Origin of the sequence: Methanothermococcus thermolithotrophicus DSM 2095, from assembly GCF_000376965.1 — an archaeon.
Lineage (GTDB): Archaea > AGJL01 > Methanococci > Methanococcales > Methanococcaceae > Methanothermococcus > Methanothermococcus thermolithotrophicus.
This window is the reverse complement of the sequence record NZ_AQXV01000053.1, coordinates 1-14880: the sequence shown is the minus strand read 5'-3', so window position 1 is coordinate 14880 and position 14880 is coordinate 1. Positions and strand designations below refer to the sequence as shown.

The following is a 14880-nucleotide window of genomic DNA, read 5'->3' as shown; positions in this document are numbered from 1 at the left end:
GAAGTTATATATTCTATATTACTAAATTTTTATTAAAAATTTAGGAAATTTTAGTTTAATAAGAAGAAAAATGAATTAAGAATTGTACGGCCCACATCGAGGATATGATTGAACGAAAATCGGGGATTTCATAGCTCGAAACTACTTCGTTCGTTTCAATACTCTACTTTGTATGACTGTACTTCACATGAGGTGAAATTATGGAGGAAATGTGGGGTAAAATAGGCGAAACTGCCGGTGAAATTTACCATGTTTTAGAGGGGGGCGAAAAAAACCTCACAACACTAACAAAAACCTTGAAAAAAGGAGGGTGTAATGAAAATATTGTTATAATGGCTATTGGATGGCTTGCTAGAGAAGGTAAAATAAATGTAATACGTGATAATAGAAAATGGATTATAAGTCTTAAATAATTTCAGTTGATTTACAGTTACATGATCGAATATTGTCGTTCTGCAATGATGTTATAAATATTTATTAAATTTATTGCATAATGACCCCATATTTACAAAGCAAATTAATGTAATAAATTATATAATATGTCCAAAAATTAACGAGTGGTTAGCATGGTAGGAATTATTGGGAATGGGAAAATCCTCGCAAAGATTGATGACTCAGGCTCTTTGGAATACATATTTTTTCCACATTTGGGGCATGAGAAACATATTTTTGATTCATCATTTGCCATATTTTATGATAATAAGTTGAAATGGAATTGGGACAATTCCTGGGATATTAATCAGAACTATTTAAAAGATACAAACATATTGAAAACATCATATGAAAACGAGGATTTTCTAATAGAATCAAAGGACTACGTGCCTATATCCCATAACTCGATAATTAAGCAAATATCAATATTAAACAAATCCAGCGAAAAAAAGAATTTAAAACTGTTTTTTTATGAAAATTTAAGAATGGGAGAAATTCCTGAAGTAAGTACTGTAAAGTATAGAAAGAACAGGGAGTGCATTATTAAATACGATAAGAATTATGTTTTTTGTATCGGCAGTAATAAAAAAGTATCTTCATACCAATGTGGTGTTAGGTCATCCGAGAGTAGTGCCCTAAATGATCTCAAAAATGGTATTTTAAAGGAATACGATAGTGCTGAAGGCCTAATCACAGATAGCGCACTGGGTTGGGACCTTGAGTTGAGTCCAAATCAGGAACAGAAAGTCTCAATATTTATATTTGCAGATAAGTATGGTGGGGATTATACCAAAATTATGAATTTATTGGATACACTAAATATAGTTATAACCAATCACGCAGACATATATGATCTTACAATGGCATACTGGAAGAACATGATTGAAACCACTGCGAATAGTCTATGCAATTCAAATCAAGCCTTTAAAGATTTAACACATATAAAAGACGACGCAAATATTTCAAATTTAAAAAGAATAAAACAGTATGAAGCTATTTGTAAAAGATCCCTATTAACCATTTTACTCCTTTGTGATCATAATGGTGGAATAATTGCATCACCATCACTCTATCCAGATTATAGATATGTATGGTGTAGGGACGCAGGTTATATGGCCGTCGCACTTGACCTATGTGGTCAGCATGGAATAAGCGAAAAATACTTTGAATGGTGCAAAAAAACACAAAATAGTGATGGCTCATGGGTTCAAAACTACTACGTAGAAGGAAATCCAAGGCTTACGGCAATTCAAATTGACCAAGTTGGTACTACAATCTGGGCCGCACTTGTACATTATAGAATAACTAGGGACAAATTATTCCTGAACAGATATTGGGAAATGATTAAAAAAGCAGGGGATTATTTAAGTAGTGTTGCCAATCCACCATCACCAAGCTATGATTTATGGGAAGAAAAATATGGTGTATTCGCATACACACTTGGCGCAATTTATGGAGGATTAAAATCTGCCTACAACATTTGTAAAATACTGGGCAAGGAAGAACACGATATCCAAAATTGGAAAGAGAGCATGGACTTCCTTAAAAACGAAATGGTAGATAGGCTTTATTTAAAAGATGAAAATAGATTTGCAAAATCATTGGATCCATTGGACAAAGCTCTAGATGCTAGTATTTTAGGGCTCAGTTTTCCATATAATTTGGTACCTGTTGATGACCCTAGAATGATTAGCACCGCCAACCAAATTGAAAATGCGTTTAAGTATAAGGTTGGAGGTATAGGAAGGTACCCTGAAGATGTTTATTTCGGAGGGAATCCTTGGATAATAACCACAATATGGCTCCATATGTACTATGAAAACTTGATTAAATCATTATCTAAACATGGTAAAAATGCCATACATTCTGATCAAATCCCTGATTCTTCAGGGGACCTTAAGGATTTTGTCTCAATTATAGGGTCCATTGAAAACCATGGTGAAAAGTCAGATGAAACCCCTAGTTCCGACACACTCCTTACTTATGCCCAAAAATGTAACAATTTGTTTGATTGGACTTTAAAGTATAACTTTAATGAACTATTTCCAGAACAGGTTCACAAAGATCTTGGAGCTCCGATATCTGCAATTCCACTTGGGTGGTCACATGCAATGGTCATAATTGCCATCCATGGTAACTTTGATATATTAATACCTTAATTTGATTGGAAAATGTATCTTGTTCTTTGTTTGTAGAAAATAAAATTAGGAAAATTAAGCATACTTTGAATTAAATAACTATCATATTTTTATTTATTTAATCTTATAACTTTGATCGGAGGATATTATGTTGGTTTCTTTTAACTTTGAAGTGCACCAACCACATAGATTGAAGAAATCTGTAGATATTGGTTGTAAAAATTTATGGGAACGGTATATTGATACGAATTTAAACAAGGATATTTTTAATAAAGTAGCCAATAAGTGTTATATACCCGCAAATAGGACTATTCTCGATTTAATTGATGAATATGACATTAAAGTATCCTACAGCATAACTGGAGTATTTTTAGAACAAGCCATGGAATTTAACGATGAGGTTTTAGATTTATTTAAGGATCTGGTAAAAACTGGAAATGTAGAGCTCATTGGAGAAACATACCACCACTCCCTTTCAAGCTTTTTTGAAGACCATGGTGAGTTTAGGGAAGATATAAAACTGCACCAAAAAATGATAAAAGAATTATTTGGTTATAAAACAGAGGTTTTCAGAAATACTGAATTAATATACAACAACAAAATAGCAGAAACTATCAAAGATTTAGGATTTAAAGGCATATTTACAGAAGGTACTGAAAGAATACTTGGATGGAAATCTCCAAATTACGTTTATAATGCACTCTGTGGACTAAAAGTCCTATTAAGAAATTATAAACTAAGCGATGATATAGGATTTAGGTTTTCTTGTCAAGATTGGGAAGAATATCCCTTAACTGCAGATAAATATGCAACATGGCTTTCAAAAACTCCTGGAGACTGCATAAACCTTTATATGGATTATGAAACATTTGGGGAACACCAATGGAAAGATACGGGAATATTTGAATTTTTAAGACATCTTCCCCAAGAGCTCCAAAAATACGATCATATAGAATATGCCACCCCTTCTGAGATCTTGGAAAGATGCATCCCGAGGGGAAATATTGATGTACATGAGTTTTCAACCATTTCTTGGGCAGATACTGAAAGAGATGTAAGTGCATGGATAGGCAATAGAATGCAGCAACTTTCATTTAGTAAATTAAAAGAGATAAGAGAACATCTTGGAAGATATATGTCAATGAAAGATAAAGAAAACCCTGAAAAATCGAAGCAAATTTCAAAAAATTCACCGATCGAGACAAATTCCGAAAGGAATTTGTCGATTCACGAACCCAAAGGTTTCGTCGAGACTTTAGAATACAAAATATATAAAAACCTTCAAACAAGTGATAATTTATATTACATGTGCACAAAAGGTTTCAATGACATGAATGTACATTCTTACTTCAGCCATTTTGAGAGTCCATTTGACGCTTATGCAGCATACTTAGATGTAATGTATGACTTTAAAAACCACCTAATGATCGAACCTATTTTAAGAAAATATTTAAAATACAAAAACCATAAATAACCTCCCTAAGAATTGAAATTAAAGCATGGATATAAACTTAGTTTTATCTAATCTTTATATAACACAAAACACGGAAAGTGGTAAAATGGTTGGAATAAACACAGAAAAAGATTTTGACATTGAAAAATTCAAAAAGATGATAAACCCGAAAAGAAACGAAAATGAAAATAAGCCCAAAGTGATAGCAGTAGGACGCTCTAATGTTGGTAAATCCACTTTTGTAAGACTAATGACTGGAAAAAGCGTTAGAGTTGGAAAAAAGCCGGGAGTCACATTGAAAATAAGAGAATACGATTTAGGAAACTATTTATTGGTTGACCTGCCAGGATTTGGATATATGCATGGGCTTGATAAAACAGCTCAAGAACAGATAAAAAATGAAATAATAAGATATATTGAGGATAATCAAAAATCTATTGTAGCTTCAGTTCTAATAATCGATGCAAAATCATTCCTTGAAATAGTTGAAAGATGGGATAAGAGAGGAGAAATACCAATAGACATTGAAATGTTCGACTTCTTAACTGAATTGGAACTCAACCCAATATTGGTTGTAAATAAGATGGATAAAATCAAACGAAATCAGTGGGACAGTCATCTTGATAAAATAGTTGAGACACTAGGATATCTTCCACCGTGGAGACAGTGGTTGGATTTTGTTGTTCCCACGATTTTAAAAAATGAAATTGGTTTAGAGGCTGTAAAAAATAAAATAAATTACCATGTCAGGTCATCAACTAAATCTGGCCGTTCTGCGGATGATTAACACTTACTGCAGAATGCAGAACGACCATAATTGAGCCCATACCGGGCCTGTTCACCATAATACCAAAAACAATAACAGAAAAGAAATAAACAAAGAAAGATTTATATACTATTAGATAGAGTTATAATTAGTTTTCTAAGATAGTTTTTTTATACTAAACACGACGGATTATGGAGGAATATTATGGCACTAAGACCAGGTAGATGTTACAGAAGCACAGATAAACAAGCATATACAAGAAAAGAATACGTAAGAGGAGTACCTCAGCCAAAAGTTGTTCACTACATAATGGGTAACTTAAGCTACGACTTCCCTGTAGAAGTGCATTTAGTATCTAAAAACGATGTTCAAATAAGACACAACGCATTAGAATCAGCAAGGATCGCAGGAAACAAGTACATTTTAAGTAAATGTGGTAGGACAGGATACAAATTCCAAATAAGAGTGTACCCACACCAAATCTTAAGAGAAAACAAGATGGCTGCTGGAGCTGGGGCAGACAGGATTTCCGATGGTATGAGATTGGCATTCGGTAAACCTGTTGGAACCGCTGCAAGAGTTAAAAAAGGTCAAAAAATAATTACAATATACGTAAACCCTGACAAAGTTCAAGATGCTAAAGAAGCTCTAAGAAGAAGTGCTATGAAGCTCCCTACAGCATGTAAAATAGAAATAGGAAAAGGAGCAGAATTAGTTAAAAATTAAATAATATAAATTATTTTTTATTTATTATTCATCTTCTTCAGGCACTTCAGCTCTTATAAACTCTTTTTTACCTTTTCTAAAACTTATGGTTGCGTCAATACCTATTTTTGCTGTTAATTTATTTTTGTGATCTGCAGAAGGGTCTAAAGATGAACCCTTGGCACCTTTAATTATTATAACGTCTTCATCAGCCTGAGCTCTTGTTGCAATTGCATATTCAACATCGTTTGGATCGTAGATATTAATATCATCATCAACAATTACAACGTGTTTTAAACTTGGATGTGCAGCAAGTGCAGCAAGTATGGCGTTTTTACCGTCCCCTTCTGTTTTCTTCTCAATTGAAACTACGGCATGAAGCCAGCAACATCCCCCTTCTGTTAAGGCAACATTTTTGATTGATGGAACTGTGTTTCTAACCCCTTTGTAAATTCTTGGTTCCTGAGGTAGCCCCATAAGTATTTTGTGTTCAGTCCCTCCAGGAAGTAAAGCATGGAAAATTGGTTTCTCTTTCCTTCTCAAGGATGTGATTTTTATTACTGGTTGTTTCCTAACTATATCGTATGTTCCGGTTATATCAACAAATGGTCCCTCATCATCCATTTCTTTCGTTATCTTTCCCTCAATTATAAATTCAGCTTCAGGAACTTCTAAATCTACAGTTTCACATTTAACCAATTTTAAAGGTTTTCCCATTAACGCTGATGCATACTTTAACTCATTGAATGATATATCTCCAGAAGTGGAAGCTGCCAAAAGCACTGCAGGATGAACACCTATGGCAATTGCTACATCAACGTCTCCTTTTTCAATATTCTTTGTATAGATGTAATGCAAGTGTCTCTGTTCTACCATTCTTATTACTAAACTACCGTCTTCTTTAACTAAAATTCTATGTATTGATGCATTTATCCCGTGTTCTTTATCCTTGACTATAACTACCCCAGAAGTTAGATAAGGTCCTGCATCTTTGCCATAGTATGTAGGTATTGGATATTCGTTTATCTTTTCCAAATCATCTTTAACGTATAATTTATTTAGGTCATCATCCACTACCAATTCTCCACTCTTTTCATTATCCATGGCTTTAATCATGTGTTTCATTAAATCTTCCTGATTTATCCCTAGGCTCTTTGCAATAACTTCCCTAGTACAAAGATTACCAATAACCTCATAACCGTTTACATCTTTTATATAAACTGGTTTTCCATCGTTTTCTTTTAAAATCCTTGAAACTCCATATTTTTTAGTAGATTTTTCCACCATTACTTTATCAATTGAATCTATTAGCTCTCTTAACATATAACCACCTATCATTTACAGTTTAGTATATAGCAGTTTACGTTTACGTCATGATACATATAGACATTCAATAATTTAATAAAATTTAAAACATCCTCTAAAAATTACAAAAATCATAATTTATTAGATTTATAAACCTATAAACAACTATACTTTAAAATAGTATATAAATATACATAAAACACTTAAAAGAAGCTCGTACTATATATTCGTAAAAATAGCAAATCACGCTTTTCAACTATGACTACAGAGAATGTAGTAAGGTTCTTAGACCCTAAATACTTCAATCGAGTCTATCTCTTTTTCCTGGCGATTTCCTTACCTACCTTTTCCCCAGTATCTTTTAACCTACTCGCCACACTTCTTGGAACATTTCCATTTTCAGAAAGTATCTTTGCGATACTACTTGAAAGTAAAAATATGGCATAGGTATGTTCTGATTTTGTTCTATGAATGTGATGAGGATGAATATTCAACTCATCATACTTTGCAAAATCCTCACTAAACTTCCCATTTAAATTTTTTCTCATATAAACCAAAAGTTGGTGTAACTGGATGAGCTCATCTTTATGCATGCAACCACCCAAAAAGTTATAAAAATATTAAGCTAGTATTTCGTCAAAAGAAAACAATCTTAAATCCACAGGTTTTTTAGTAACCTTTATTTCCCTCCCTACTATAAGGGGTGTCTTTCCATAAAGTAAATCAACGATTCTCTGAGTAATTGGCCCATCTACAACGAGGAAATCCATATTATCTATATTTTTTATGTTATTTAATATATCCTTAAGATCCTTAATTTCCTCATCCCCATTAATTATCACTTTTACCATACTGGTCCCCATAACTTCCCTAACAGCAGATTTAATATTATCAAATTTGTTTTTCTCAGTTTTCTCAGTTTTAATTCTATCCACTGGTTCGGAAACTGCAATATCTTGGGCCGGCGTACATTTTTTCTCCCCAGTTTGGCAAGAAGTCTCAACTGAGTTTTCAATATGACTTATGTGATTTATATTATCTTGAGTATCAGCGACTGAATTGGGTGAAACCCCTTGGCTTTCGCCATGTTCTGTTTGTACGCACCCATGACTTGAAGATTTTTCATGTTTTTGTTCCGCAGGGGATTCCTCTGCAATACTGCCTAGAATATCATCTTTAATAACGCTACCTGGATGAAACACCTGTTCAACAGGTATTTTTGATCTTAAACACTTTACTATCTCTTTTTTAGAAAGCTCTTCAACTTCTCTTCCATGCGGAGCTCTTGCAATACAGTCAACATCACATGTTTGAAGTAATTCCTTTAATATTAGCTCTCCGCCCCTATCCCCATCTGTGAATACAGTTGTAGTTTTCTTTTTTGAGAGCTCCACTATAGTCTTAGGTACCGAGGTACCTTCAACTGCAATAACGTTCTTTATTCCACATCTTAAGAGATTCAAAACATCTGCCCTTCCTTCAACCACAATTATTGCATCAGAATAATCAATGTTAGGTCCTGCAGGAAGTTTTTCGTCACCATACTCTATTATCTCTTCAGTCCGTATCTGCTCTTTTATTTCCTCTGTAATTTCATAGGTATCCATCATATTGTCCATAAGGGACCTTAAAATATCTCTTGCCCTGTTCGTTATGTACTGTCTCTTTGTAACACGAATATCTTCAACATAAGTTACTTTAACAGTTGCTAGGCAGGGTCCGACCCTATCAATTGTTTCCAATGTTGCTGCAAGTATGGATGTCTCAACTTTATCTAAACTCGATGGAAGTGTTATCTTTGCAAAGGACTTCCCGTTCACATTTTCAAGTTCAACATCTATTCTTCCTATTCTTCCGCTTTTTTGAAGATCTCTTAAATCAAGTTCACTACTTAGCAACCCTTCTGTCTGCCCAAATATTGCCCCTATAACATCATGTTTTTCTACGTATCCATCAGCCATGAGCTCTGCATAAATAATATATTTGGTAGTACCTAGATCCATAAATAAACCTCCTGAAACTTATAAACCTACCCGCCTCACAAACCTAGATTCTCATATACCAAAATATTCGTTTTGATAATATTTTAGATTATCGTCTTTTTATATAAATAATGATCTATTAACCATCTAGTACCTTTGTGGACGATAGAACACGATGATAGAACAATGGTAATGACATAAAATCACACAACCGAAAAGTTTATATATGAGATAGTACATTCTATTGTTTGCCCTTGAAACGGGGAAAATAGAAGGAAACATAGCGGCCTTGATGTAGCCTGGTATCATACGGCCCTGCCACGGCCGATACCCGGGTTCAAATCCCGGAGGCCGCATTGAAAAATTTTATGTGCGCCAGTGGTGTAGCCTGGTATCACTCTGGCCTTCCAAGCCAGTAACTCGGGTTCAAATCCCGACTGGCGCACTTTTTATTTTAGATGGTTATATTTATAAGTTTATATATATGGATAATATAAAATAATATATATTTTAACTACTATTTTTTTATTATATTCAATTATATCAATTATGCAATGATATTCATTCAAAAAATGTGAATAGGTGGCTAATTTTTAGGCTATTTTAAACAAAATTAAAAATCTGAGGGGGAATATGAGGTTTTTAAAATATAAAAAATATGCCAGTTTATTTTTAGCATCTTCAGTTACTTTGGTTATTTTATCGACACTGGGACAGTTTGCTGATTTTGGAAACAACAATCACGACGATATTCCTTCTGAAAACATTGAAAACGCTAAAAATAGCAGCTACATAAACAGCACTACAGATAATACAGAACATGAATCTCAAAAACCTATCCTACTTGTGCATGATGTGTCTCCTCCCTACTTCGATGAGCTAAAAGAAATTGTAGAAATTATCGATAAACACAATTATGGCAGAAGTACAGTTTTATTCGTGATTCCAGACTTTGAAAACATGACATATGACGGAAAATGGGATTTAAGAAAAAATAAAGAATTTGTAGATTATCTCCACGAATTAAAAGAAAGAGGCTATAGGATTGAGCTTCATGGATACAAACATACATACCATGAATTTAAATGTCCAAAAAATATGGCTTTAGATAAACTTCAAAAAGCAACTATTATTATGAGAGATTGTGGTTTTAACAATACGACACTATTTCTTCCGCCTGCATGGGCATTGAGCAACGAATCCATAGAAATACTTACAGAAAACAACTATACAATAATACTAACTGACAAAATTATCCTTCCAAACGGCACTACCAAGAAAATTTCAAATCATGAATATACCTGGTATCTTAAAAATCACAGTGTAGAATCGTATCTAAAAAAAGCTAAATTGGACTACTATATTGCATCCAAGAATAAAATCCCATACTATATCTCGATGCATCCTGGTGTTGTTAATTATGGTGGGGGGCCAATATTTTTAGATAAATTTTTAAATGAAACTGAAAAAATGTAAAAAAGAGATTTTTATATTTATTTTAATTAATTTATTTTTTTGTTTTTCTGCCATTGTTTTTGTTGCTTTTGTTACCTTTAACTTTTTTAGATGTTTGATTTTTATAAGGATTTTCTATCTTTCTTTTTATTTTGGCAGTTTCAGCTGATTTATTCTCATTAAATATGTATGCTATCCTTTCCATAGCATCCAAAATTTTGATTGTATTTTCTAAATAGGAATAAATATCCCCAACATAAGTTTGAAGCCTGAAATTCTCATAAAGTATTCTTGAGATTTGTAGTGGTGTTTTTTTATTCATCCTTAAATTAAGGATACTCTTTGAAATATGGCGTATTATATCCTCCTCAATCATACCATCAAATTCAATCATCCATAATGTTACCTCATCCCTCAGAGCTCTGTCTTTTATTTTTTCAAAGTTTTCCTTTATAATTTCAAAGGCATCTACAAACTTTGTAGGAATGTTTGAATTGATAACTTTGGACAGCTTATTTTTAAGATTGTTTGGAACGTATATGCTTTCAAATGGAGATATTAGAACTGCCAAATCAATAACATCCATGTTTAAATTGTTTCTAATATTTTCAGCATCTTTTGGATAAAGAAAAGACACTGCCGTAGCATAACCGTACTTTGTAATACGTATATTTTTATTTTTACCGCCATCGTAGTTTAGGCTTATCATCTCATAACTATCCAGTTTTTCAAGGACATAATCCAAATCTAAATTTCGTCCCATAAGTGGAACTTTATTTATTTCCCATTTGTCAACTGATTTCTTGTATCTTTGAATGGAGGATATTGTTGACAGTACTTGCTCCAATTCTTCATCTTCATTATACTCGATAAAAACATCTGCAGGTTCTGAGTTTAAAAGTTTAAACGCAATTTCATCCTCTGTTAATTCCATCTTAGCGTGGTATTTTCTTCCAATCTCAACAAGCATATAGACCTTTCCTGTGTCATGCATTCCCTTTCTTCCAGCCCTTCCACACATCTGTTGAAATTCAGAAGGATTTAACCAATCTCCACCCATGGCCAAACTTTCGAGAACTACCGTGGATGCAGGGAAATCCACACCTGCTGCAAGAGCTGCGGTGGTTACTACACACATGGTTCTTTGATTTAAAAAATCGTCCTCAACTTTTCTTCTTTTGGAATATTCCATCCCACCGTGATAGTAGTCAGCTTTTATGCCCTTTGTATTCAAAAAGTTGGAGATGTATTCTGCCCTCTTTCTTGAGTAAGTAAATATTAAGCTCTGACCTCTAAAACCATATTTTGACCTACTGTTAAATTCCTTTTTGACAATATCTTTTATTAAATTAAGTTTGTTGTATTCGTTCTTCGCAAAAATAAGGTGCCTCTCAAGTGGAACAGGTCTGCCGTTGTAGATAACCACGTTTGCACCTAACTTCTTTGAAAGTTCTTCGGGATTACCTATTGTAGCAGATAGATAGATCATTTGACATTTGAACAGATGTCTAAGCCTACCTATTAAACCATCCAATCGAGCTCCCCTTTCTTCCATATTCAAAGAATGAACCTCATCGATTACTACGGTACCTATATCCCTCAACTTCCCAGACCTAATCATAAAATCTATTCCTTCGTAGGTACCTACAATAATATCCGAATTTATATCGGTATTAATATCCGAGTATTTACCTTCAGATAATCTACCTGTTCCAACTCTTAAACTAACCGATAAGCCTATTTTTTCATATCGTTCTTTAAATTCAAGATACTTCTGGTTTGCCAGTGCCACCAAAGGTACTAAAAATAGAAACCTTCCCTTACCTTCAATTAAATTCTTTATACCTGCAAGTTCTCCGATTAAAGTCTTTCCTGAAGAAGTTGCCGATGTTATTATTAGATTTTCTCCTTTTAGAAGTCCTCCCTTCACTGAAAGAGTTTGAACTGGAAGGAGCTCTTTTATACCTCTCTCAACTATAACCTCTTTTAGTTCATCAGGTATTGGGAGCTCATCTACCTTGTAGTTCTCAATTTTATCTTCTTCACTACTCGTTAAAACATCGTATTTAGTTAAGTCAGGATTATCCAGTGGATTGGCTGTTTTAAAAAGACTTAGTACTTTATTTGCATCTTTAAATCTCCTTAAAAGCTTTCTAATGAACTCTTCGTTAATGTCGATCTCATTTTTTATTTCATCTAACACACATTCAAGACAGACTTCGCTGTTATAAAGACGATATTTCTCCTTAATCTCATTATAATTTCCCTTAATAATACAGAACGGACAGAGCTCTATATATCCATACTTTAGGTTATTTTGCTTTAAAAATTCTTCAAGTTTTAATGATTCTTCGTCCTTACTTAAAAGTAACTTACTATTTCTGATAATATTCAGGAGCTTCGACGGCTGGATAGGTTTTACATTGTTTTCCTTTTCTTCTCTACATTTATAAAAAACCGTCCTGTTTCCCGCCTTTCTCAAAAGTCCATAGTACGTTTTTTCATCGGTTAAATCCACAATTTCAATCTCATCCTTTTTCTTTTTTAATTTCCGCATGATAAGCATGATAATCACCAAAGTATTTACTAATATTTTCCATTATTTGTTTTGACTAAGAAACTGATTAAATAAAAGGTATAAAAGTTATAAAATGTTATATATTAGTTCATCTCGTATATCTTTCAATGAGTAATAATTTTTTTAATAATTAATGAATTTTTATTCTTAACAATCCCATATCTTGGTTTTTAATAAAATTATATGTATTAAATAGTAGAGATAAACTATAGTTTGGGAGCATATATTCCAATAGGGTGGTGAAAATGTCGTTATTGATAAGAAAACTTTTTTCTTCTAGAGGGCAGCTTAGTTTAGAATTTTCTATTCTTATACTTGCATTAGTCGCTGCCGCTGCAATTTTAGGATATTATATGATTTCAAGTTCAAAAGAAGTTCAAAAACTCCATATAAACAGCATAAACAAAACCTACAATGCTACAATGGAAAACCTTCAAACAGTGGATTAATTAACTATAGGGGATAACATGAAGCTAATAGGGATTACAGGAATGCCAGGCTCTGGAAAGAGTGCAATAAAAGAAATAGCTGAAAAATACGGGATAAAAGTAGTTTCTATGGGTGACGTAGTTAGACATGAAACAAAAAAGAGAGGATTAGAATTAAACCCTGAAAATGTTGGAAACACGGCGATAAAATTAAGGGAAATGTACGGAAAAGAGGCCGTAGCAATCCCATGTATCCAATACATTGAAGAACATTATAGGGATGAAGATATCGTTATCATTGAAGGAATCAGGAGTCTTCATGAAGTTATTTATTTTAAAAAACACTATCCTCTTGAAATAATTGCAATTCATTCCTCTCCAAAAACTAGATTTAACCGACTAATGGAAAGGAATAGGAAAGATGATACAGCAGATTGGGAAAAATTTGTTGAAAGGGACATGAGAGAAATAGAATTCTCCATTGGTGGGGTAATATCGCTGGCTGATTACATGATTATAAACGAAGGTAGCTATGAAGAATATCTGAAAGAATTGGAAAAAACCTTGGCTGAAATAATAAAAAATAAAACTTAACAAATAAGTAAAAAAGTGAGCCCGGAGGGATTACCACCCAACCTTTAGAAATCGAAGCAAATCCGAAGGATTTACTGACTCACGAAACCTTCGGTTTCGTCGAGAGGTTGCATCCCAACCCTTTTTAAAAGTGTTGGATCCCAAAATCTGAAAGCTTAATCGTCCAACCGAAGTTTCGTCGAACTCACGAAACTTTTTGCATCAAAGCTTTTTTAAAGCTTTGGGTTGGATCCAAAAGTTACTATAATATAAAAAAAGCGAGCCCGGAGGGATTTGAACCCCCGACTACAGGGTCCGAAGCCCTGCGTCCTATCCTGGCTAGACCACGGGCCCAAAAATAGATATACCATGTTTCATGTTTAAACTACTGCATGGATATTTTATTGCATTATGTTTCTATGAGCTCCTTATTTAAAAGATACCATATGCCATATGTGTTATTTAGTATATAAATATTTTAGTCACAATAATAACTTTTTAATGGGATATGCACATTTAAGTCATTTACTACTATGGTGGTTAGGTGAGAGAACTTCTATTAATAGGTATTGGAGGATTTTTTGGAGCAATGCTTAGATATTTAATAAGTGGTATATTGCCTACAAAATTTGGGTTGCCAACTGGAACGATGATGGTAAACCTTATAGGGAGTTTTTTAGTAGGCATTATTATGTATTCCTCAATGTTTTTTCAAATTTCTCCAGAATCGAGGTTGTTTATTATCACAGGATTCTGTGGGGCCTTAACAACGTTTTCAACGTTTAGTTATGAAACCTTTTCATTGATCGAACATGGGTATATAATAAAATCTGGGTTAAATATAGTTTTGAACCTATTTGGATGCCTCTTTATGATTTACTTAGGGAGAGCATTCTCTTTTATTCTCTTTGGGTGATTGAACAAAAACCGTTAGGTTTTTGTAACTCACCTTCACTACTCGACGAAACCGAAGGTTTCGTGAGTCTTAACGAAAACCTTTCAGGTTTTCGTAAGTCAGCGAATTTTTTGAAATTCGCTTCGACTCGACAAAAATTCAAAGAATTT

At 33.4% G+C, this 14880-nt stretch carries 13 protein-coding genes and 3 tRNA genes; 11 read left to right on the top strand and 5 right to left on the bottom strand.

What is annotated here, in order from left to right:
• Positions 1 to 200 precede the first annotated feature (200 nt).
• The 5 genes from F555_RS0106500 to rplJ all read left to right on the top strand — a co-directional run bounded on the left by F555_RS0106500 (position 201) and on the right by rplJ (position 5515).
• Positions 201 to 413 carry a winged helix-turn-helix domain-containing protein gene (locus tag F555_RS0106500; protein ID WP_018154414.1) on the top strand — a complete coding sequence of 71 codons (213 nt, stop codon included), beginning with the start codon at positions 201 to 203 and terminating at the stop codon, positions 411 to 413.
• Positions 414 to 566: 153 nt separating this feature from the next.
• Positions 567 to 2591 (top strand): glycoside hydrolase family 15 protein, encoded by a 2025-nt coding sequence (locus tag F555_RS0106495; protein WP_018154413.1) that lies wholly within the window; start codon positions 567 to 569, stop codon positions 2589 to 2591.
• Positions 2592 to 2718: 127 nt separating this feature from the next.
• Positions 2719 to 4044 (top strand): glycoside hydrolase family 57 protein, encoded by a 1326-nt coding sequence (locus F555_RS0106490; RefSeq protein ID WP_018154412.1) that lies wholly within the window; start codon positions 2719 to 2721, stop codon positions 4042 to 4044.
• A gap of 58 nt (positions 4045 to 4102) precedes the next feature.
• Positions 4103 to 4810, top strand: a complete 708-nt coding sequence (engB, locus tag F555_RS0106485; RefSeq protein ID WP_394296281.1) for a GTP-binding protein EngB — start codon at positions 4103 to 4105, stop codon at positions 4808 to 4810.
• Positions 4811 to 4993: 183 nt separating this feature from the next.
• On the top strand, positions 4994 to 5515 hold the full coding sequence (gene rplJ, locus F555_RS0106480) for a 50S ribosomal protein L16 (RefSeq protein WP_018154410.1): 522 nt from the start codon (positions 4994 to 4996) through the stop codon (positions 5513 to 5515).
• A gap of 24 nt (positions 5516 to 5539) precedes the next feature.
• Here the strand turns inward: rplJ and F555_RS0106475 are convergent, their stop codons facing one another.
• The 3 genes from F555_RS0106475 to dnaG all read right to left on the bottom strand — a co-directional run bounded on the left by F555_RS0106475 (position 5540) and on the right by dnaG (position 8760).
• Entirely contained in the window at positions 5540 to 6817 is a 1278-nt protein-coding gene (locus F555_RS0106475; protein WP_018154409.1) for a UbiD family decarboxylase, read from the bottom strand.
• Between the two features lie 293 nt (positions 6818 to 7110).
• Positions 7111 to 7392: a UPF0058 family protein gene (locus F555_RS0106470; protein ID WP_018154408.1), complete on the bottom strand. Its 282-nt coding sequence runs from the start codon at positions 7390 to 7392 to the stop codon at positions 7111 to 7113.
• 27 nt (positions 7393 to 7419) lie between these two features.
• Positions 7420 to 8760: a DNA primase DnaG gene (gene dnaG / locus F555_RS0106465; protein ID WP_394296280.1), complete on the bottom strand. Its 1341-nt coding sequence runs from the start codon at positions 8758 to 8760 to the stop codon at positions 7420 to 7422.
• Positions 8761 to 9064: 304 nt separating this feature from the next.
• On the opposite strand from dnaG, the gene F555_RS0106460 reads away from it, so the two are divergent.
• The 3 genes from F555_RS0106460 to F555_RS0106450 all read left to right on the top strand — a co-directional run bounded on the left by F555_RS0106460 (position 9065) and on the right by F555_RS0106450 (position 10257).
• Positions 9065 to 9137, top strand: a tRNA-Gly gene (locus F555_RS0106460).
• A gap of 16 nt (positions 9138 to 9153) precedes the next feature.
• Positions 9154 to 9226 (top strand) — tRNA-Gly (locus F555_RS0106455).
• Positions 9227 to 9414: 188 nt separating this feature from the next.
• A complete protein-coding gene (locus tag F555_RS0106450; protein ID WP_018154406.1) occupies positions 9415 to 10257 on the top strand; it encodes a DUF2334 domain-containing protein in 843 nt (280 codons plus the stop codon).
• Between the two features lie 31 nt (positions 10258 to 10288).
• Here the strand turns inward: F555_RS0106450 and F555_RS0106445 are convergent, their stop codons facing one another.
• Complete coding sequence (locus F555_RS0106445) at positions 10289 to 12802, bottom strand: DUF5814 domain-containing protein (RefSeq protein ID WP_018154405.1); 2514 nt, start codon at positions 12800 to 12802, stop codon at positions 10289 to 10291.
• Between the two features lie 257 nt (positions 12803 to 13059).
• Here F555_RS0106445 and F555_RS0106440 point away from each other — a divergent pair, with 257 nt between their 5' ends.
• Together F555_RS0106440 and F555_RS0106435 are read left to right on the top strand one after the other, a co-directional pair.
• Positions 13060 to 13263, top strand: coding sequence for a class III signal peptide-containing protein (locus F555_RS0106440; protein WP_018154404.1), 204 nt, complete (start codon positions 13060 to 13062; stop codon positions 13261 to 13263).
• 18 nt (positions 13264 to 13281) lie between these two features.
• Positions 13282 to 13836: an AAA family ATPase gene (locus F555_RS0106435; protein WP_018154403.1), complete on the top strand. Its 555-nt coding sequence runs from the start codon at positions 13282 to 13284 to the stop codon at positions 13834 to 13836.
• 258 nt (positions 13837 to 14094) lie between these two features.
• On the opposite strand, the gene F555_RS0106430 is transcribed toward F555_RS0106435, so the two are convergent.
• A tRNA-Arg gene (locus F555_RS0106430) sits at positions 14095 to 14169 on the bottom strand.
• 190 nt (positions 14170 to 14359) lie between these two features.
• Here F555_RS0106430 and crcB point away from each other — a divergent pair.
• Positions 14360 to 14731 carry a fluoride efflux transporter CrcB gene (gene crcB / locus F555_RS0106425; RefSeq protein WP_018154402.1) on the top strand — a complete coding sequence of 124 codons (372 nt, stop codon included), beginning with the start codon at positions 14360 to 14362 and terminating at the stop codon, positions 14729 to 14731.
• The last annotated feature ends 149 nt before the right edge of the window (positions 14732 to 14880 follow it).